The 20714-nt window shown below is 69.2% G+C and carries 15 protein-coding genes and 3 pseudogenes; 12 read left to right on the plus strand and 6 right to left on the minus strand.

Annotated features, from left to right (window positions below; all coding sequences use genetic code 11):
• The first annotated feature begins 144 nt into the window (after window positions 1-144).
• From ABT296_RS33930 to ABT296_RS33945, 4 genes are all read left to right on the plus strand, one after another.
• Window positions 145-699 carry a hypothetical protein gene (locus ABT296_RS33930; RefSeq protein WP_351933182.1) on the plus strand — a complete coding sequence of 185 codons (555 nt, stop codon included), beginning with the start codon at window positions 145-147 and terminating at the stop codon, window positions 697-699.
• Complete coding sequence (locus ABT296_RS33935; RefSeq protein ID WP_351933183.1) at window positions 696-1283, plus strand: hypothetical protein; 588 nt, start codon at window positions 696-698, stop codon at window positions 1281-1283. Before ABT296_RS33930 ends, ABT296_RS33935 begins: the two co-directional genes overlap by 4 nt.
• Before the next feature lie 21 nt (window positions 1284-1304).
• Window positions 1305-1754 (plus strand): hypothetical protein, encoded by a 450-nt coding sequence (locus ABT296_RS33940; protein WP_351933184.1) that lies wholly within the window; start codon window positions 1305-1307, stop codon window positions 1752-1754.
• Window positions 1755-1933: 179 nt separating this feature from the next.
• Window positions 1934-2716, plus strand: coding sequence for a radical SAM protein (locus ABT296_RS33945; RefSeq protein ID WP_351933186.1), 783 nt, complete (start codon window positions 1934-1936; stop codon window positions 2714-2716).
• Between the two features lie 30 nt (window positions 2717-2746).
• Here the strand turns inward: ABT296_RS33945 and ABT296_RS33950 are convergent, their stop codons facing one another.
• Window positions 2747-4096, minus strand: a complete 1350-nt coding sequence (locus tag ABT296_RS33950; protein ID WP_351933188.1) for a tetratricopeptide repeat protein — start codon at window positions 4094-4096, stop codon at window positions 2747-2749.
• Between the two features lie 89 nt (window positions 4097-4185).
• On the opposite strand from ABT296_RS33950, the pseudogene ABT296_RS33955 reads away from it, so the two are divergent.
• A pseudogene (locus tag ABT296_RS33955) lies at window positions 4186-4472 on the plus strand (HNH endonuclease); the annotation flags it as partial.
• A gap of 180 nt (window positions 4473-4652) precedes the next feature.
• On the opposite strand, the pseudogene ABT296_RS33960 reads toward ABT296_RS33955, so the two are convergent.
• Window positions 4653-4850, minus strand: a pseudogene (locus ABT296_RS33960) (IS110 family transposase); the annotation flags it as partial.
• A gap of 240 nt (window positions 4851-5090) precedes the next feature.
• Here ABT296_RS33960 and ABT296_RS33965 point away from each other — a divergent pair.
• A complete protein-coding gene (locus ABT296_RS33965) occupies window positions 5091-6239 on the plus strand; it encodes an ISAs1 family transposase (RefSeq protein WP_351933190.1) in 1149 nt (382 codons plus the stop codon).
• A gap of 372 nt (window positions 6240-6611) precedes the next feature.
• Here ABT296_RS33965 and ABT296_RS33970 read toward each other — a convergent pair whose 3' ends face one another.
• Window positions 6612-9401, minus strand: a complete 2790-nt coding sequence (locus tag ABT296_RS33970) for a GH32 C-terminal domain-containing protein (protein WP_351933192.1) — start codon at window positions 9399-9401, stop codon at window positions 6612-6614.
• Window positions 9402-9595: 194 nt separating this feature from the next.
• Entirely contained in the window at window positions 9596-12532 is a 2937-nt protein-coding gene (locus ABT296_RS33975; RefSeq protein WP_351933194.1) for a glycoside hydrolase family 32 protein, read from the minus strand.
• Between the two features lie 269 nt (window positions 12533-12801).
• Between ABT296_RS33975 and ABT296_RS33980 the strand changes: the two genes are divergently transcribed.
• The 6 genes from ABT296_RS33980 to ABT296_RS34005 all read left to right on the plus strand — a co-directional run bounded on the left by ABT296_RS33980 (window position 12802) and on the right by ABT296_RS34005 (window position 19925).
• Entirely contained in the window at window positions 12802-13836 is a 1035-nt protein-coding gene (locus tag ABT296_RS33980; protein WP_351933196.1) for a LacI family DNA-binding transcriptional regulator, read from the plus strand.
• A gap of 144 nt (window positions 13837-13980) precedes the next feature.
• Window positions 13981-15285 carry an ABC transporter substrate-binding protein gene (locus ABT296_RS33985; RefSeq protein ID WP_351933198.1) on the plus strand — a complete coding sequence of 435 codons (1305 nt, stop codon included), beginning with the start codon at window positions 13981-13983 and terminating at the stop codon, window positions 15283-15285.
• Window positions 15286-15351: 66 nt separating this feature from the next.
• Window positions 15352-16287, plus strand: coding sequence for a carbohydrate ABC transporter permease (locus ABT296_RS33990; RefSeq protein ID WP_351933200.1), 936 nt, complete (start codon window positions 15352-15354; stop codon window positions 16285-16287).
• A 1-nt stretch (window position 16288) separates the two neighbouring features.
• A complete protein-coding gene (locus tag ABT296_RS33995; protein ID WP_351933202.1) occupies window positions 16289-17161 on the plus strand; it encodes a carbohydrate ABC transporter permease in 873 nt (290 codons plus the stop codon).
• Window positions 17162-17238: 77 nt separating this feature from the next.
• On the plus strand, window positions 17239-18708 hold the full coding sequence (locus tag ABT296_RS34000) for a glycoside hydrolase family 32 protein (protein WP_351933204.1): 1470 nt from the start codon (window positions 17239-17241) through the stop codon (window positions 18706-18708).
• A gap of 221 nt (window positions 18709-18929) precedes the next feature.
• Window positions 18930-19925 (plus strand): carbohydrate kinase family protein, encoded by a 996-nt coding sequence (locus ABT296_RS34005; RefSeq protein WP_351933206.1) that lies wholly within the window; start codon window positions 18930-18932, stop codon window positions 19923-19925.
• A gap of 192 nt (window positions 19926-20117) precedes the next feature.
• On the opposite strand, the pseudogene ABT296_RS34010 reads toward ABT296_RS34005, so the two are convergent.
• Together ABT296_RS34010 and ABT296_RS34015 are read right to left on the minus strand one after the other, a co-directional pair.
• A pseudogene (locus tag ABT296_RS34010) lies at window positions 20118-20363 on the minus strand (telomere-protecting terminal protein Tpg); the annotation flags it as partial.
• A gap of 116 nt (window positions 20364-20479) precedes the next feature.
• Window positions 20480-20714, minus strand: a 235-nt coding sequence (locus ABT296_RS34015) for a transposase (RefSeq protein ID WP_351933208.1), incomplete at its 5' end; no start/stop codon positions are given.

Below are 20714 nucleotides of genomic sequence, written 5' to 3' on the forward strand. Positions count from 1 at the left end.
AACGTCCGGGGAAGGCGTCAGCTTCTCTCCCCGAAGCCGAGGCGGATATGGGGGTAGATCCGTCCGCCCACGGTTGTCACGGTGGTGTCAGACCTCACAGAGAGTGCCTGACCGAGCACGATCATGAACCCGGGAGTCCCCGCCGTGAAACCGCACGCAATCAAATCCGCAGCCCCAGCGGACGCCCCGCCGGGGGGAGCGACCGTCACCGTGCTGCGCCCGGCCGGCGTCACGACCGCGCTCTTGCCGCTGCCTGTGGAACGTCCCGCCTTCAACTGGGTCACCCCTCTGGTCGCCGACACTGGAGCAGCCGCGAATGCGCGGCTGCGCACCCGGCCGCAGCTCACCATCTGCCGGTGGCCCGGCAGCATCGACGCCGCCGCCCGGGTCGCCGCTCGCCTGGTCGACAACGCGGCCCGGCACGGGAAGCCCTTCTCCGACGGCACGGTCGTTCTCCGCCTGCTCGCCCACCCGGACACGGACGAACTCCTCGTCGAGGTCGACGACGCGCTCCCCGACTTCCCGGGCTTCGCGCAGGCCGCGAAGCCGAGCCGCGAGCCCCGGCCTGTACCGCCAGGTCTGTGGTGGGTGTCCCACTACGGGGGCACGCTCGCCTGGGACCTGCTGAAGGACGACGGGGTGGCCTGCGGCAAAACCGTGCAGGCCATCCTCCCTGCCCGCTGGGAGGATGGCGTATGAGCCACGCAGGCCTTCCCCAGCGCATGCCGAGCCGGCGCGGCAGCAGGCCGGCGCCCCGCGTGGACTTCACGCCCCAGGACATCGCGGCCGGCCCGGTCCCTCAGGGCATGGGTGATCTGGCCACGCGCGTGCGGAGCCTGTTGGATCTGCAGCGCGGGGCCCCGCCGACGCTGCCGTTGGGCGGGGCGCTGTTCGACATCGTCGTCACTGCCTCCGGCGCCAAGGCCTACGCCGCCGTCAGCGTGATGGACGAGATCCAGCGCTCCCCCGGGGCACGTCCCGACGCGCGCGCCTGCGGGCCGGTGATCGAGGACCCGGAACACGGCCGGCTCATCTGGCTCGTCCCGCCGGGCACACGCGAGAGGTGGAAGCCCCACCGCTACGCCACCTGCCTGAGCTCCCCGTACCTGCTCGCCCTGCCCCCGCTGGATCGGACCGAGCCGCCCGGCCCGTACTGGCTGCGCCCCTGCCGCTCAGACCGTCTCGTGCCTCCCACTCCCCTGGCGGACTTCCTCGCCCGCTTCCGGCCGGGCCCCGTCCCGCACGAGGAACTCCTCGGCACCTCCCTGAGCACCATCTCCTGATCCCACCCTGAGGAATGCACTGTGACGACCCCCAGCGGCTCCCCGGCACTCGCGCCCCGGCCCGAAGACGCGCGCCTTGAGATTGCACGGCGGCGCTTCCAGGCGGAGACCGTGGCTGCGGCCCGCGCGGCAGGCCGCACGGTGCGCGTCGCCCCCTACATCCTGGCCGCACCCGGGCCTGAGCGGCGGGCGGATCTGGAGCTGATCGAAAAGTATGTGCGCAGCCGGGGATGGCAGCTCGCCGCGACCTCGTTCGCCGACCTCGGCCAGCCCCCGCCGATCGGGCAGCGCAGCGGGTTCGCGGAAGCCTGCCTGTATGCCGCGCGGGGTTTCGCGCACGGCATCGTCGCCCTCAGCCGAGCCGCAATCATCACCGACAACCAGGCGTACGCGGACATCCTCGACCAGCTCCACCACCGGGCAGTGTTCCTGGCCTACCTGCCCGCGTCCGGTGGGCCCGGGCCCGCATAGACCGGCGCCGGCCGGGCGGTATCCCCCGTCACCGCCTGGTCGGCGCCTCTCCACCCCCGCACCCGCACCCGCACCCGCACCCGCACCCGCACGAACCGTTCCTCGACATTGCGCACCATCGCCTGATCCCGCTCCCGTACAACCCGCCGCGCTGAGAGCCGAAGCGACCTGGAGGCCCTGTGCACGCCCTGATCGCGAGCCCGTTCCTCGACGAGCATCTGATCGTCCGCCCCGGACACGACACCGGGGTCCAGATCCCTCATGCCCGCTACGCAGAGGTGAAGCGGGCCGCGGACGACGGCCGGCTCCCACCGGCCTGGCTGGTCGACGCCGCCCGCCAGGCCTTCTCGCTCGACATCGCCGGGCAGCCCCTGGCCGGCACCGTGCTCGTACGGATTGCGAGCCCTTACGGCTACGCCCGCGCCTCGTGTGAGATCAACAAGGGCTGTGACTACGACTGCCCCCACTGTTACCTCGGGCTGAAACGGTTGGAGGCAGTGCCGTGGCCCGACAAGGTCCGGCTGCTCGACATCATGCGCGACGCTGGCGTGCTCTGGCTCCAGATCACAGGCGGCGAACCGCTGATCGACCGCGAGTTCCCCGAGGCGTACGCGTACGCCTTCGACCTCATGCTGACCATCTCGACGAACGGCTCACAGCTCCACAAGCCGAAGATCCTTAAGACACTCGCCGAGCGGCCACCCCACCACCTGTCGCTCAGCGTCTACGGCGCGACGCCGGACACGTACGACGCATTCACCCGCAACCAGGGCGCGTTCGGCCGCCTCGTCCGCGGGCTCGACGCCGCCCGCGAGGCAGGCCTACGGCTTCAGCTGAACATCGTCCTGACCAAGGAGAACGCCGACGAGTTCGACGCCATGGAGCGCCTGGCCGAGCGTTACGGCCACGTGTTCGTCTTCACGAACATGTCGCCCACCATCGACGGCGGCTCGGCGGGCTGACCGGCCCCCTGGTTTACGTCAGGCAGATCTTCAGAACGGGGGTTCTTCGCTCCAAGCGGTGGTGATCGAGGGCTGTGGCAGACGCGGCTTGTCCTGATGCAGGAGGGCCACGGCCTCTTCGATGTGGCCGAGGTCGATGAGGTACCCGGCCAGGTCGTCGCGGTTTGCGAGAGCGTGCGGGCGCAAGACTGCGACGGCCTCCTCCGTGCGTCCGGCGCCGACGAGCAACTCGGCAACGTGTGGTGCCGCGTACGAGGTCATGCCCTCGGGGTGGGCGCGGACCTGTGCGATCGCCTCGTCGACGCCGTCACGGGCGGCGATCAGCGGCAGCCGCATCCAGTAGAGGTCCCAGTACTCCTCGCCCCCGCGGGCGCCAGCGAGAGCGTCGAGGTGTGCCAGGCCGTCCTCGGGGCGGCCCTGGTCGAGATACAGGCCGGCCAGAACATGGAGGATCCAATCGTCTCCGTTGTGGACGTCGGCCTGGATCCGCATGACATCGATTGCTTCGTCCTCCCGGCCGTGCCGGGCCAGGAGCTGCGCGAGCTCAACAGCCTGGTTGGGATCGTGGGCCCCGGATCGGTCGGTCTGCCGGTAGGTCGCGATCGCTCCCTCCACGTTGTCGAGTTCCTCCAGCAACCTTGCGAGCTGTCGTACGGCGTACCCCGCGTCATCACTCGCCGCGGCTGCCCGAAGCTCGTCGAGCCGGCCGTGCCGTGCCAGCAACGCGGCCAGCTGCTTGCGGTTGAGCAACGTGTTGCCGTCGGGGCGCAGCAGCGCGATCGCCTCGTCGATGCGGCCCTGGCGCTCGCGGATCGTGGCGAGCAGCCCGATTGCCGTGTCGCGATCGAGGCCTCGGCAGCACCACGGAAAGTCGGAGCACTGGTGCTCGGTCCGGGCGGCGAGCAGCGCGGCGGCTTCCTCGTCGCGGCCGGCCGGGGCTGCGACGTCAACCAGCGCCGCGGCGAGGGAGGGATCGGCGATGTGCGGGCACAGCAGGGTGAACGCCTCCTCGGCACGGCCGTGCCGGGCCAGCAGGCGCGTGTAGGACTCCAGCGCCATGGGGTGTCCGGCCTCCATGCGGACCCGGGTGATCTCGACTGCCTCGTCGGCGCGGCCCCAGCCCTCCAGCAGCTCGGCGGCGGCTTCGACGGCCGTCCACCAGCCGGTCGCCAGGTACGGAGCGAGCACCTCCAGCGCGTCGGACTGGCGGCCCTGCTCACCCAGCAACCGCGCCCAGGCCAGCGCGCAGAACCACTCCCCGTGTCCCGCCTGCAGCTCCACCACGTCGACATGGCCGCGTTCAAGCAGCCGCGCAACCAGTTCCGGCGGGATGCAGCCGGACCGCGTCCGGGCCCGGTAGTCAAGATCAGCAGCGTCCACGGATACGCACCCTAACGCTCGCCCCTGACATCTTCCCGACCCCACCAGCGGCTTCGAATACAGCACAGCTGGCATGACGCCCCCTGCCAACTGGAGCCTCCGCCTGGGCGCCCACGCGCCGCGAAGCTTGCGCAAACGACCAGCAGACGCCCGTCTCACTCGTCGCCGTCACCGCATGCAGCAACCGCTCCAAAGCAGACCAGGACCCCGCCCAATGGCTGCCCCCGGCCGCGGACCAGCACTGCCGCTACATCTCGGAATGGTGGGCACCAAAGTTCGCTGGAACCTCGCCGCCGACCCGGCCGAACTCGAGAGCCTGAAGGTATTCGCGGATGAACCGTGCGAAGAGACCATCGTGCTCACACCCGCCTCCTGAAACAGCCATTCGTAGCCAGGGGACTTGGCTGCTCGGCTACTCCCCAGGGCTGATTCAAAGTCCTGGGGGTCATGGAAACGTGCAGGTCGTTGGTGTGTGATGATCCGGTGGAAGACCGTCACGGACGCAACGAAGCTCCGGTTGACGGGGTGACCTTCCCAAGTCGCCCTGTCCGTCCGGAGAACCGGTGCCCTCGACACCGACGGCGAGCACGGTCCCGAAAGAGCGCAGCCAGGCCAGCAGGGCGCGATAGCCGTCGCTCGTGGTCAGGAACTGAGCGTCGTCCAGGTGCCGGCCGATGGGGTCGACGACGGCGGCGTGGTGGGTGTCGGCGTGGGTGTCCACGCCTCCGAAGACGTCCGGGCGCTGATCGGCCATGATGGAAGTGCTGTCCTTCCGGGTTGCGAAGAGGGGCAGCACACGCCGGTCGGGCGGCGGACAAAGCAGTGACGGGGGCTTCTAGCCCAAGCTCCTATCAGGTCACGAGCGCCCGATCGGCTGTGTGCGTGGTGGCCCTCCGCAGCGAGTCGACAGTTCTCCGACATGACAGCCCTTGGGCGTCAGCTTCGATGTGGGTCAGACCCGGCGGAGGACCACGGCACCATCATCACTGCTTCGATGTGCCGCCAGTCTGCCACTGTCTGCCTGACCAAGTCGCCCACCGCCGCCCAGCGCGGCGTGAACGGTGTCACCGAACGGCTGTCCGTTCTTCGCGATCCGCGCAATCGGCGGGGACGACGCCATTCGCTGGCATCGGCCCTGCTCACCGCCTGCTGCGCGGTGTTGGCCGGGGCTCGCTCCTGTCTGGCGGCGGGCCAGTGGGCCCGCCACGCGCCCCTGGACACACTCGCCCGGCTCGGCGTGCGCGCGGCCAGCCCGCTGGGTGTGCGCCGCGCACCGTCGAGTTCCACCATCCGCCGCCTGCTGACTCTCGTATGTCCCGGCGGGCTTGCCGACCTGCTCGGATGCGACCCCGCGGGCAGTCGGCACCTGGCCATGGACGGCAAAGCCGCCCGCGGCTCACGCACGGACGCCGGCCCGGCCGCCCACCTGCTCTCCGCCGTCCTGGAAGGCGGACGCACCGTCAGCCAGCTGCGGGCGCCGGACAAGACCACCGAGGTCACCGGCTTCACGAAGCTGCTGTCCCCGTTCGACCTGGCCGGTGTCGTGGTGACCGCCGACGCCCTGCACACCCACCGTGACCACGCCAGGTGGCTGGTCGAAGCAAAGAGGGCGCACTACCTGCTCGTGGTCAAACAGAACCAGCCGACGCTGCACAACACTTTGCGATCGCTGCCGTGGAAAGAGGTGACCTCCCGCCGCTACGACCGCGAGGCGGGGCACGGACGGCGTGAGACCCGCTCGGTACGCACACTCACCGTCACCAGTCTCGGCCTGGACTTCCCCTACGTGACGCAGGCCGCGAAGATCCACCGGCACCGCACCGACCTCAAGACCGGCAAGATCACCCGCCAGACCGTCCACGCCATCACCGACCTGACGGCGCGTGCGGCATCTCCTCAGGCCATCGGCCAACTCGCCCGCGCACAATGGGGCATCGAGGCCGTGCACCACGTCAGAGACATCACGTTCGGCGAGGACGCCTCGAAGATCCGCACCGGACACGGACCGGCGAACATGGCCACACTGCGCAGCTTCGCGATCAGCACCCTGCGCGCAGCCGGCCACCACAGCATCGCCGCCGGCGTACGCGAGGCCTCCTATACGCCCTTCACCCGTCCGCTGGACTTGATCGGACTGCCCTGACCAGCAACGCCACATGATCACCAAGACTTTGAATCAGCCCTGGCGCGACCTCGTTCTGCCGGGGCCCGACCCGGCGAGCGTCACCGTCCCCCAGCTCCACCAGGCCGTGCCCAGCGGCGACTTCTCCATCCTTCGGCAAGCCGGGTTCTTGCCGGGGCGCCCGAGAGGGAGGTAAGCCACGAGGACCATGGATACCGCCCCAAACCAGGCTTGCACTGGTCGCGGGGCGGTCGTCGATAGGGCTGAGCGACTTTAGACTCCCCGTCGCACGAATTCAGCTGACGCAAGGGCCCGGCCCCCAGAAACGAGGGGACCGGGCGGGTGGGTGCCCAGAAGCTGCTGAACAGCCGTGCAGGCGGTCGGGCTAGTTGGTCACTGGTTCATGCTGCCCATCTTCCAGACGGTCATGGACTTGACGGTGCTGCCATCACCGAAGAGGCGCAGGCCGAGGGAGTCCTGGCGGAAGGGGTAGGCGCGGGTGGTGATGGACTTGTGGTCGTTCGCGTACGCCTCGATCATCGAGCGGTCGAGGAACACGTCGAGGGTCAGGACTCCGTTGGAGAGAGCCAGCGGGCCCTTGTGGATGCCGAAGCCGGGTTCGGCGCTGGAGTTGTTCCCAGAGCGTGTCCGGTCGACGCCCAGCTGCCCTGCGGGAGCGTCGTAGAACAGGCGGGTCCGTTCCTCGTCGCCGGGGCTGCGGAGCACGTCGAGGCCGAAGGTGCTGGCGCTGCCGCGTTCCATGGTCAGCTTGATGTGGAGCATGTCGCCCTTGACGCCGGTCAGGCGGTTGTTGGCGTCGGCGAGGGAGGTGGGGGTGGTGATGTCCAGGAGCGGTGCTCCGGCGTGGAGGCGGGAGACCTCCTCGACGGGGCGGAAGCCGAGGTCTCCGTCGGGGCGCATGGACAGCTCGATGGGCAGGCCGGCGTTGTGGGCCCAGCCGGCGTCGTAGTGGGCGCGTTCGGTGCGTCGGTCCTGGGCGATGCTGAAGACGAGGGAGCGTCCCTTGTCGTCCACCGTTCCGCTGGGGCCGGTGAAGTGGTCGCCGTAGTCCATGAGCTTGGGCTCGGTGGTGTCGGGGGTCCAGCGGCGGTTCGTAGCGTCCCACGTTCCGGCCCAGTAGTAGACGTACTTGCTGCTGTACTCGCCGGGGCCGGCGGGGAAGGCCGGGTTGATGAGCAGGGCCCGGCGCTCGCGGCCCTGGGCGTCCTTGCCGATGGGCAGGAAGGTGGGCAGCTCCCAGACCTGTCCGGTCTTGGGGTGGGCTGCCACGTCACCGACCATGAGGGGGCCGGAGTAGGTCCAGTCGGTGAGGTTCTTGGAGGTGTAGAGGAGGGCGGTTCCGCCGATGTCCTTGCCGTCGGTGCTCTGGACGCCCGAGCCCATCAGCTGGAACCAGGTGTCTCCCTCCTGCCAGACGAAGGGGTCACGGAAGTCGCCGAAGCGGACCTTGCGGCCGGCGCCGACGTTCAGGTCGGCGGTCTGGCTGGTGACGAGGGTGGGGTGCATCTTCCACTCGACCAGGTCGGTGTCGGCCGGGTCGACGGGGCGGGCGAGACCGGTGGCCTGATTGGGGCGCTGGGAGTCGTTGCCGGCCGTGAACAGCAGGACGGGCACACCGTTCTCGTCGTAGGCGGCGTCGCCGGACCAGACCCCGTCGGGCGCCACGCTGTCCTCGGTGGGCGCGAGGGCGACGGGCAGGTCGCGCCAGTGGACCAGGTCCTCGCTCACGGTGTGTCCCCAGGCGATGTTGTGCCAGTAGGGGCCGTGGGAGTTGAACTGGTAGAAGAGGTGGTACTTGCCCTTGTACTGGATGGGGGCGTGAGGTTCGTTCATCCAGTGGTTCGGGGCGGTGAAGTGGTAGCCAGGACGGTAGCGGTCCCCGTCGTACCGGGAGCGGTCCATCTCCATCTGAGCCTTGGGAGTGGTACCGCCCGCGAAGGACTGCACGTCCTTCTGGTGGCCGGCCGTGACCGAGGCCGGGGTGAGGGCGCTGTTGTGGACCTTCACCTCGTCGATGAGGCCGTTGAACATGTTCACGGCGAACGTGCCATTGATGATGGCCGGCTGGTTGTGACGGCCGATGATCAGGGGGACGTCGGCCTTGGCCAGCCGCGCGGTGGTGGGGACGGCGGTCTGGGCGACCTGCTCACCGTTGAGGAAGAGCCTGATCGCTCCCTCGTTCGGAGCGAAGACGGCGGACAGGTGCGCCCACTTGCCCGCGGCCAGGGCCGTCGGCTTGGGGACCGTCACCTCGTACCAGGCGTCGCCGGTTCCGATGCCGAACTGCCACCTGCCGTGCCGGCCGACACCGAGGGAGAAACCCCGCTTGGCCGCCTTGTCCTGCTGGTTGACGACGACGGACGGCTTGCCGTCGTCTCCCCACTCGAACGCACGCGGCGCGACCCATGCCTCAAGGGTCAGGCCGTCCGTGGACAGCTGCGTCTGATCCGCGGCCCGGGTGACCCAGGTGGAGTAGCCGTCGAACAGCAGGGCGCCGGAGAGCACGCCATCAGCTTCGTTCTTCGGGCGCCAGAGCGGGTCGCTGTCCGGCTTGTACTGCGCGTCGGTGAAGACGTAGCTGATGGGGTCGGCGGCCTGGCTGACCTTCTCCCGGGTGGTGGTGCCCCGGCCTTCGGTGAAGTCCCAGTGGGCGGCGAGTCCCTTCACGGTCGGGTTGGGTGCGGGGTCGGTGCCGACGCGGACGTCGTCGAGGTTGATGTGGCCCCAGCCGCCGGTGGCCTTGTCCACAAGGGTGACGCGCAGCTGCTTGCCGAGGTGTTCGCGTGCGTCCCAGGTGACGCGGCGGTACGACTCGTTGTCGGTGCCGGTGGCCTTGTGCAGGACGGTTCCGTCGAGGGTGGTCAGGGCGGCATAGAGGTCGTTGTCGTTACGGCCGCCGGAGACCAGGACGCTGACCATGCCGGTGCCGGTGAGCGTGAACGGCTCGGACGTCACCGTCCCGGTGGCGGCGTCACCGCCCGCGCCGAATCCCCACAGGTGGTAGGAGCCCTGCTGGTTGAAGCAGCAGCCCCAGCCCCAGCCCGGGTCGTCGGTGACCGCCCCGGTGAAGGCGGTGCCGGTAGTGGTCCAGCCGCTGAGATCGCCGGTCTCGAAGCCGGGGTTCGACAGGCTGGTTCCGGTCGCGCTGGCGGTCTGCGTCATCACAGGCGATGTCAGACCCAGACATATCGCGAGCGCGAGCAGCAGGCGCTGCAAACTGCGGCTGGTCGCCGTTCTCGATGGAGCACGGGTTCGCATACGAATCTCCGTCGGTGTGGGGTTGGGTTGATCGGGCGGGGTGAACGCCGGCCCTGGGCGCGGTACGGCCCGGGGCTGACGCGTGTAGGGGGTGGGGGTCAGGGGCGCCGGACGGGGACGTTGACGTCGGCGACGTTGATGTGACCCCAGCCGCCGTCGGCCTGGTCGACGACCTCGATGTAGATCCGGTCGCCGATGTGGGCGGAGAGGTCGAAGACGACACGGCGGTACTGCTCGGTGCTCCGGCCGGTGGCCTTGGCCAGCACCTTTCCGTCGCGGGCGCGGACGGCGGCCGCGTAGAGCCGGTCGGGGTCGTTGCCGCCGGACACGAGCAGGTCGATCACGCCGTCTCCGCCGAGGACCACGGTGGCGGAGCGCAGGACGCCGGTGGCGCCGTCGCCGCCTCCGGCAGGGTTGAAGCCCCACAGGTGGTGGCCGGTCGGGTCGGCTTCGGTCTCAGCCTGGTAGAAGGGGCCGCCCCAGCCCCAGTCGGTGCGCGTGGTGACATTGGCGTCGCTGAAGGTCGTGCCGGAGACGACGGTCCATCCGGTGAGGTCGCCGGTGGCGAAGTCGTGGTTGGGCAGTGCGTCGGCGTCCGCAGGGCGCGGCGGGTCGTACGCGGCGGGTGCGGCCGTGGTGTCGTAGGCGCCGTTCATGCGCCAGACGTCCAGGGACACGACGCGCGCCGACCCGCCCTCGGCGGCCAGCCGCAGGCCGGTGGCGTCCTCGCGGGTGGGATAGATGCGGCTGGTGAGGCTGTTGGTGCCGTTGACGTACGCCTCCAGCATCGAGCGGTCGAGCAGGACCCTCAGGGCGAGGCGTCCGCCGTCGAGTTCCACGCTGCCGCCGTGGACGCCCTTGCGGACGTCCGGGTCGAGGCTGGAGCGCCCGCGGTCGATCAGGAAGCGGCGCTCGTCCGCGTCGTAGGTCAGCAGGGTCTCTTCGGTGCCGTCGGCGCAGGCCCGGACCGCCAGGGTGATCGTCCGCGCGCCGCGCGGCTCGATGACGGCGCTGATGTCCAGCAGGTCGCCGGAGACAGCGGCGAGCCGCCGGTTCGCTTCCGCCACCGAGGCGTGCCGGATGCGGGCCAGTCGCGTGCCCCGCAGACCGGCGGCCTCAGCGATCGGTTCCACCCCGAGGGTTCCGTCCTGGCGCAGGGAGACGGACACGGGCATGCCGGCGTTGTGCGCCCAGCCGGACTGGGCGTGCTGCTGCTCGGTACGGCGGTCCTGGGTGATGCTGAAGACAACGGATCGGCCGTCGGGGGTGACGAAGCCGGATGGGCCGGTGAAGTGCTCGCCGAAGTCGAACTCGCGGGGCTTTTCGTGGTCGGGGACGAAGCGGTGCTCGCGCTTGTCGAAGGTGCCGATCCAGTAGTACGTGTGCTTGACAGCGTTCGGGTTGAACCCCTCCCACCACGGACAGATCAGCAGGATGTGCTTGCCGGTGCGCCGGTCGCGGGGACCGGGGAGTGGAAGGAGCACCGGCAGCTCCCACACCTCACCGGGCTCGGGCAGTGTGTCGAGATCGTTCCAGTGGAGCGGACCCTGGTAGGTCCAGGGCCCCTCGGGCCGGCGTGCGGTGTAGACGAGCGCGGTTCCGCCGTGCTTGCGCGTGACCTGCGCGCCGTCGTAGTCGACGATGCCGCTGCCGACGAGCTGGTACCAGACGCCGTCCTCTTCCCAGACGAACGGGTCGCGGAAGTTCTCCGCCCACGCGGTTCCCGGACCGGCCGGCAGGTTCGCCGGGGCTTCGGTGACCGGCTCGGAGCGCATCGTCCAGGTGGGGAGGTCGGTGTCGCCGTCCGCGGGGTAGGTGGACACGGCGAGCCCGGTGCGCTGGCGGTAGGGCAGCCGGTCGTCGCCACCGGTGAAGAAGAGGACCGGCCCGCGGTCGCCGTCGACGCAGGCAGATCCCGACCAGATGCCGTCAGGGCCGGCGGAGTCCGCGGCGGGGGCCAGGGCGACGGGCAGGTCGCGCCAGTGCACCATGTCGGTGCTGACGGCATGGCCCCAGTGGATCTGGCCCCAGAACGGTCCGAGCGGGTCGTGCTGGTAGAAGATGTGGTACTTGCCCTTGAAGTAGACCGGGGCGTGCGGCTCGTTCATCCAGTGCCAGGGCGGCAGCATGTGGAACTGGGGGCGGTGCCGGTCGCCGTCGAAACGGGACCGGTGGGGGGTCAGGTCCGGGCGGGGCACGCGGTGACCGGGCAGCGCGGCGATCTTCTCGGCGTGCTCTTGCTGCGCCGTCGCGTCGTCCAGGGCGCCGGGGCGGATGGCGAGGCTGTCCATCAGGCCCATGTACATGTTGGCGTGGAACTCGCCGTTGAGCAGGGTTGGGCGGTTGTGCTTCCCGATGAGCAAGGGCTCGCCTGGCGCGGGCTCGGGGGCTTTGTCGGGGGTGACGGTGGTGCCGATTAGGTGGCCGTCGAGGTAGAGGCGCAGCTGGTGGGCGGCCGGGTCGTAGGTGGCCGTGACGTGGCTCCACCGGCCCTTGGCAGCCGGCTGGTCCGGATCCCCCTTGACCTCGACCAGATCGGTGCCGAAGCCCAGCTGGAAGACGATCTGCCCGAAGCGGCGCAGGCCGAGCAGGAAGCCGGTCCTCGCACCCGGGTCGTGCTGGTTGACCAGCGCCTGGGGCTTGCCGTCGATGCCGTGCTCGTAGGCGTAGGGGGCGATCCACACGTCGACGGTCATGCCTCCGGCGAGGTCGAGCTTGCCGGGTCCTTGTGCCGTGACGCAGGTGGAGTAGCCGTCGAAGTACAGGGCCCGGCCTTGCACGCCACGACGGCGTACGGGGTCGCTGCCGGGCTTGTACCGGGCGTCGTTGAAGACGTACTCCACCGGGGCGGCCGATCCGGAGACCGCCTCGCGGGCGACCGCGCCGGACCGTTCGTCGAAGTCCCAGCGGGCGGTGGGCTTTTGAGGGCCGCCGGGCCGGCCGCCGGTGGCGGCGAAAGCGGGTACGAACGAGAGCGGCACGACGGCACCGCCGACGGCGGCGGATACGACCCTGAGGGCTGTTCTTCTCCTCATGCTGCCTCCTGGGCTGCGTGACAGACGGCGACCTGACGGCCTGCCAATTCGATTTAGGTGATGGGTCGGCATGGTTCGGGCGCCGTCGCCGCTAAAGCAAGAGCTAACGCATACGAATCTCATCTTCGCGCTACCCAGAGCTATGCAAATCGGTACAGAAAGTCACCGTTACGCAGGCGAGATGTCCGGGGTGTTGACAGCGCATGACGAGTGAAGCAATCTCATCGCATCTTGCTAATCCGATTTAGCCGAGCGGAGCTGATCCACCGATGTCCGAACGCCGCGTGACCATGGCCGACGTCGCCCGCGAGGCGGGCGTATCGCCGACGACCGCGTCGTTCGCCCTGTCCGGCCGTACCGACATGCGCATCTCCGACGCCTCCCGGGAACGGGTCCTGAAAGCGGCCAGGCAGCTGGGCTACCGCCCGAACGTCACCGCGCGCAGCCTGCGGACGAAGTCCACACAGACCATCGGGTTCGTCTCGGACCGGATCACCACCACCCCGTTCGCCGGCGACGTCATCCGCGGCGCCATGGAGGCCGCCCGCGAGCGGGACAACCTGCTGTTCATCACCGAGGCCGGCGGCGACCGCGCCGCCGAGTCCTCGCTGGTCCACGCACTGCTGGACCGCCAGGTCGACGCGGTGATCTACGCGACGATGTTCACCCGCTACGTCACTCCTCCCAAGGAACTGTTCGGCCGCCGCGTGGTGCTGCTGAACTGTCTGGCCCCCGGCTTCGACGCCCCCTCCGTCATCCCGGACGAGCTGGAGGCCGGCCGGGACGCGGCCCGCGCCCTGCTCACGGCCGGCCACACCCAGGGCATCTGGGCGATCGGCGGCCACCAGGCCGTCCCGGCCACGCCCGAGGGGATCATCGCCGGCAACGAACGCATGCGCGGCCTGGAGGAAGTGCTGCGCGAGGGCGGCGCCCGCCTGGACGGCGTCATCGAATGCGACTGGGACACGCTGGACGGCTACCGGGAGGTGTCCGCCCTGCTGGCGGCCGGGACCCGCCCCCGGGCGCTGGTGTGCCTGGCCGACAGGGTGTCCTTCGGCGCCTACCAGGCGCTCGCCGAGGCGGGGCTGTCGGTACCCGGAGACGTGTCGGTGATCTCGTTCGACGACCAGGACATCGCCTCCGTGCTGCGGCCCGCGCTCACCACGCTGAAGCTGCCGCACTACCAGCTCGGACGCCTGGCCGTGGAGCTCATCCTGCGCGGAGGGCCGCTCGACCCAATCGTCCACCGGGTCCCCATGCCGCTGCGGGAGCGTTCCTCCCTCGGCGCCCCAGCCGGGAACTAGGCCGGCGACAAAAGACAGCCGTCCCGCCACCCACTCCGAGAGTCCGGAGTGGGTGGCGGGACGGCCACCAAGAACAGCGACCGACGCAACCGGTCGCCAAGGGCGGGTCCTGCAAGACCCGCCTCCGTGAGATGGAGGAACCTCGTGGTGTTCAGAACAAGGCGCCTCGCTGCTGCGAGTGTAGCCGCCGCGGCGGCTACCGCGCTCGTCGCCGGATGCGCGTCCGGCAGTGGCGGGAGCTCGTCCGGGGCCAGCGGTGACACGCTGACCCTGTGGACGCACAACGCCGGCAACTCGGCCGAGCTCGACGTCGTCAAGAAGATCATCAAGGACTTCAACGGCTCCCAGAGCAAGTACAAGGTCGAGCTGCAGTCGTTCCCGCAGACCGACTACAACAACTCCGTGGTCGCCGCGGCCTCGGCCCGCAAGCTGCCCTGTCTGCTCGACGTGGACGGCCCCAACGTGGCGAACTGGGCCTGGGGCGGCTACCTGGCCCCCATCGACGTCACCGGCAGCCAGGTGCCGGTCGAGGACCAGCTCGACAGCACCGTCGGAACCTACAACGACAAGCTGTACTCCTTCGGGCACTACGACGTCTCCCTGGCCTTCTTCGCCCGCAAGTCCGTCCTCGACGAGCACGGCATCCGTATCCCCACCGTGGACAAGCCCTGGACCAAGGGCGAGTTCGACGCCGCCCTGGCCAAGCTGAAGAAGAGCGGCAAGTTCGACTACCCGCTGGAGATGGGCACCGGCGGCAGCGGCGAATGGTGGCCCTACGCCTACTCCCCTCAGCTGCAGAGCTTCGGCGGAGACCTGATCGACCGCAACGGCTACAAGACCGCCACCGGCACCCTCGACGGCAAGGAGTCCGTCGCATGGGGCAGCTGGTTCCAGTCCCTGGTGACCAAGGGCTACATGGCCAAGAAGTCCGGCGCCGACCCCAACAAGGACTTCCTCGCCGGCAAGAGCGCCATCCAGTGGGACGGCAGCTGGAACGCGACCAAGAACGCCGAGAAACTCGGCGACGACCTGGCGATCATTCCCCCCGTCGACTTCGGCAACGGCCCTAAGATCGGCGGCGCCTCCTGGCAGTGGGCCATGAGCTCCACCTGCTCCAACAAAGAGGGCGCGCAGGAGTGGCTGAAGTTCTCCCGCCAGACCAAGTACTTCGTCGATTACGCCAAGGCGACCAGCACCATCCCCGCCACCAACGAGGCCGCCACACAGGTCGAGGACTACCAGCCCGGCGGCAGGTTCGCGGTGCTCGTCCAGTTCGCGCAGAAGTACGCGACGCTGCGACCGGTCACCCCGGCCTACCCCTACATCTCCACCGAGTTCCAGAAGGCGGCCCAGGACATCCTGGCCGGCGCCGACCCCAAGAACGCCCTCGGCCAGGCCGCGAAGAACATCGACAACAACCTGAAGACGAACAACAACTACTCAGGCTGACCCGCCCCGGTCCGGTTCGGGCCCCCGACCACCCGACCCGAACCGGACCGGCTCCCTGGAGATACCGTGACCACCAAGACCGCAGCCCCCCAGCGGCTGCGTCCGGTCCGGCGAACCCGAACGAACAACGCCCGTCGCCGTGAGAGCCTCACCGCCCTCGGCATGGCCACCCCGGCCGTCGTGCTGCTGCTCGTCTTTCTCGTCGTACCGGTCGCCCTCGCCTTCGCCCTGGCCTTCACCGACGCGAGACTCATCTCGCCCACCCCGGCCCGCTTCGTGGGCCTGAGGAACTTCACCCAGCTCTTCGAAGACCCCGTCTTCTACAAATCACTGCGCAACACCCTCTACTTCGCCGTCGTCGTCGTCCCCCTCCAGGCCGGCCTCGCACTGCTGCTGGCCCTCCTGGTCAACGCGAAAGTACGCGGAGTCAACTTCTTCCGGACCGTCTATTTCCTGCCGGTCGTCACCTCGATGGTCGTGGTGTCCCTCCTGTGGACCTTCCTCTACCGGAAGGACGGCCTGGTCAACCACGTCATCTCGACGCTCACCATCGGCCACTTCCAGGGCCCGGACTGGCTGGGCGACCCGGCCACCGCGATGCCCGCCATCATCCTGATGTCAGTGTGGCAGGGCGTCGGCTTCCACATGATCATCTGGCTGGCCGGCCTGCAGACCATCCCCGCCGAGCTCTACGAGGCCGCAGAACTCGACGGAACCAGCACCTGGCAACGCTTCCGCCACGTCACCTGGCCCGGACTGCGCTCCACCCGCACCTTCGTGCTCGTCACCATCACGATCGCCGCATTCAGCCTCTTCACCCAGATCAGGGTGATGACACAGGGCGGCCCACTCGATTCCACCACCACCGTCGTTTTCCAGGCGGTGCGCACCGGCTACGAGCAGCAGCAGACCGCCTACGCGGCGGCCATCTCGCTGATCTTCTTCGTACTCGTCCTGACCGTGTCGCTCGTCCAGCGGTTCCTGACCCGGGAGAAGGACTGACATGACCTCCCTCCTCAAGCGGCTCGGCGGTCATGCCGGCCGCATCGTCCTGGCCCTGGTCTTCGCTCTCCCGCTCGTCTTCATGCTGGTCTCGTCGTTCAAGACGGACGACCAGATCTTCGGCGACCTGGGCTCACTGAGCGCCTTCCTCCCGGTCGGGGCCCTGTCGCTGGACAACTACACCAGCATGTTCGACCGGGTCCCCGCGGCACGGTTCCTGCTGAACTCTGTGCTGATCTCGTCGATCACCGTGGTCCTCGGCATCATCGTCAACAGCCTGGCCGCCTTCGCGCTCGCACGGATGCGGTGGTCAGGCCGCAAGCTCGTCCTGACCACGGTCATCGCAACCCTCATCGTGCCGTTCGAGACCTTCGCGCTGCCGCTGGTGTGGTGGGTCAACCAGCTGCCGCTTCTGCGCGTGAACGGCTTCCACCTGGAGTGGACCACCGGCTGGATGGACACCTATCAGGTGCAGATCCTGCCGTTCGTCGCCAACGCCTTCTCGATCTTCTTCTTCCACCAGTTCTTCCAGAGCATCCCCAAGGAACTCGACGAAGCGGCGATCATGGACAGCGCCGGCTGGTTCACCATCTACCGCCGCATCGTGATGCCGCTGTCCGGCCCGGCCGTCGCCACCGTCGCCATCCTCACCTTCCTGCCCGCCTGGAACTCCTACCTGTGGCCGCTGATGGTCGTCCAGAGCGAGGAACTGCGCCCGGTGATGGTCGGCATCTCCTACTTCTTCCAGCTCAACGTGGGCTGGGGCCAGATCATGGCCTACTCCTCCATGATCACCGTGCCGATCCTCGCCCTGTTCGTGGCGTTCCAGCGGTCGTTCGTCAACAGCATCGCCTCCACCGGCGTCAAGGGCTGAACCCGCACCCGCGCTGTCGGATCCGCCCCGTCCTCATGACTTCCGTGTGCTTCGCAACCCCCTGAGAAAGGCCCCGTGTGTCCACGTCGCCTGCCGACCCCCACCTGCCCGCCGTACATCTGCGACCGCCCCGCAACTGGATCAACGACCCCAACGGCCTGGTCTTCCACGACGGCCATTACCACGTCTTCTTCCAGTACAACCCGCACGGCCCCCAGCACGCGAACATGCACTGGGGCCACTACCGAAGCCCCGACCTGCTCACCTGGGAACCCCTCCCCGTCGCCCTCGCCCCCACGCCCGGCGGATACGACGCCGACGGCTGTTTCTCCGGCAACGCCATCTCCACCGGCGACCGCATGGTGGCCTTCTACTCCGCCCATCGCAACGACCGCTGGTGGCAGCCGGTCACCACCGCCGAGTCCCACGACAACGGCCACACCTGGGCCAAACGACCGGACCTGCTCATCCCCGAACCGCCCGCCGGCACCACCATGTACCGCGACCCCTACGTCTGGCGGCAGAACGAACGCTGGCGGATGCTGGTCGGCTCCGCCCTCGACGACGGCCGCGCCGCGGCACTGCTGTACGAGTCCGAGGACCTGGAGCACTGGACGTACCGCGGCCCCTTCCGCACCAGCGACACCGCTGCCGGTGCGGACCCGATCGGCTGGGAGTGCCCCCAGTACGCCACCTTCGGCGACCGAAACGCCCTGATCCTCAGCGACTGGACCCCCCAGGGCGGCCCCAGCCACACCACCGTCGTCACCGGCCGGGAGAAGAAGGAGGGGTGCTTCGAAGCGGACACGGCCCCCGTGCCGCTGGACCACGGTCCCGACTTCTACGCCCCCGCCCTGCTGAAAGCCCCCGGAGAAGACCGCTGGCTGATGTGGGGCTGGGCCTGGGAGGCCCGGGACGACGCCTGGGCACACGAAGCCGGCTGGGCCGGCGTCCTCACGCTCCCCCGCGAAGTCAGCCTCACCGCAGACGGCACGGTCGCCCAGCGCCCCGCCCGCGAACTGCTGGCCCTGCGCGGCCCACGAGTCCTGCACGGCACCGGCCACGCCACACGGACCGATCCGGCCGAACTCGGCCAGATCGGCCACACCTTCGACCTCACGGCCGCCCTGACACCAGACACCACCGGTACCAGCGGGCTGCGCCTGATCACCTCCGCCGACGGCTCCGAGTACCTCGACATCATCCTCGACCCCACGGCAGGCCGCCTCGTCGTCGACCGCACCCACGCCTCGACGGACGCCCGCGCACGGGGAGGCGTATACGCCGCCCCCTGCCCGGCTGCGGCACACCCCAACACCCCCGTTGAGCTCCGCGTGATCGTGGACCGCTCGATAGCCGAGGTCTACCTGGCCAACGAACAGGTCCTCACCCTGCGGTTCTACCCGTCCACCGACGGACCGTGGCAACTGCAAGCCCGCACGACCGGTTCACAGCGCAGCGAGTTCACCGTCGCGGCATGGAACCTGACCGCACATGACACCCCGCAGGAAGCCCAGCTGGCGGGCCGGGGCGCACAGGGCGCTTGATCGCCTGATGCACAAGCCCGGAAGACCGGACCAATACGCCTTCCCGTCGCACGTGCCACACCTGACAGACCTGCCCACCCGCACATGGACAGGCCCTGCAAGCTCTGTGCCGTGTGCGGCAGACACGTCCACCGCAGCACCCCACGCCCTCACGGCGCCCTTGACTGCGATCTGTGGCGCGGCGACAGCCCCGCGCCCTGTTTGAGAGGCAGACAAACACCATGGCTCGACCCGGGTCCCCCGGCACCATCGACGTCCTCGGCGAGTGCGTCGCCGACATCTTCGAGGACCACGACCGGTCCGATTCCGACGGGCTGGCCTTGCGGGCACTGCCCGGAGGAGGCCCGGCCAACACCGCTGTCGCTCTCGCCCGGCTCGGCACCCCCACCCGCTTTCTCGGACGCTTCTCCAACGACGCCTTCGGGACCCTCTTCCGCGCCCGTCTCAGCGCCTCCGGCGTCGACCTCAGCGCCAGTGTGACCACCACCGAGCCCAGCACTCTCGCCGTCGCCGACCTCGACACGGACGGCCAGGCCACCTACACCTTCTACGCCGACGGCGCCGCCGACTGGCAGTGGACCAACACCGAACTCGGCACCACGCGAAATGATGCCTCGGTCTGCCTGCACACCGGTTCCCTCGCACTGATCCGCCGACCCGGCGGCATCCGGATCGAGGATCACCTCGCTCAAGCGCGCGAGCACACGACCGTATCCATCGACCCCAACGCCCGCCCCCTGCTCGTGGCCCCCTCCGCCTACCGCGAACGGTTGCCCCACTGGTGCGCCCTCGCCGACATCCTCCGTCTCAGCGAGGACGACTGCGCCATCCTCGCCCCCGACACCGGGCTCGACGAGGCGTGCGACACCTGGCACGCAGCTGGCGCCCGCCTCGTCGTCATCACCCTCGGCGGAAATGGCGCCCTCGTGTCTCTCAACGGCACAAACGTCACCATCACGGCCCCTCCTGTCACCGTGGTCGACACCGTCGGCGCCGGGGACTCCTTCACCGCCGGCCTCCTTCACCACCTCGCCACCCTCGGACACCTCGGCGGCCGGCTCGATACGCTGACCCTCGACGACGCCGCCGAAGCCTGCTCGTTCGCCGCCCGCGTTGCTGCCCTGACATGCTCGGCCCCCGGTGCGAACCCGCCCTGGTCGGACGGATCGGCACTGCGGATGGACGCTGAACGAAACATGGCGCGTCACATGTGCTGAATGCTGGAAGGCTGCGGTGAGCAGGGCGGTTCAGCTCCGCGTAGTTGTCGTGCGTCGATGCGTCAGGGCGGCGAAGCGTTCCATCACCCAGGCACGAACGCGGACGTTCCCTTCCCGGTCGGCCCTGGCATTCGGCGTGGGCCGGTTCGAGCACGGCGGTAACGCGCGAAACGTGGAGCGAGCCGGGCTCTGTGGGAGTCTCCGCTGCAGTACCGGGGTGTCGATCTTCGCGGCGACGTCGGGGCGGGCGTGTTTGCGGGTGCCGCGGCGGTAGCGGTTGACGGAGTCGGCGGTGACGCCGATCTCCTGCGCGACGGCTTTCGCGCTGCCCAACTGCCTGATCAGGTAGCCGATCTGGCCCTTGAGGGTTTTCGGGGGCTGGCGGGTGAAGCTCTCGCGGTCGGTCCGCTCGATAGCGTCGTCGATCTCTCCGACCATGGTCCTACTCGCCTTCGTCCAGGACGGCGTCGCCGCCCTTGATGTGACGGGCCGAGTTGTTGAGGCCCTGTTCCATCAAGTCCACCATCCAGGCATGGGCCAACGCCCTCTATTGATCAGAAACTCATGGGGTTCTCGTCCAGGACGTAGCGGACGTGCGGGCCGCCGAAGTAGCCGCGGACGATGTGGGGCTGGCGCTGGCGTCTGCGGAAGAAGCGACGGGTCTCCGCGGCGAGTTCGGCCTGATCGCGGGCTAGGTGCTGCTGGGGCAGGCTGTGCTTGAGGTCGGCGTTGACCAGCTCGTCGGGGTTCAGCTCGGGCGAGTACGGGGGCAGGAAGTGCAGCTCGATG

It is taken from the genome of Streptomyces sp. NPDC000983 (assembly GCF_040299205.1).
Lineage (GTDB): Bacteria > Actinomycetota > Actinomycetes > Streptomycetales > Streptomycetaceae > Streptomyces.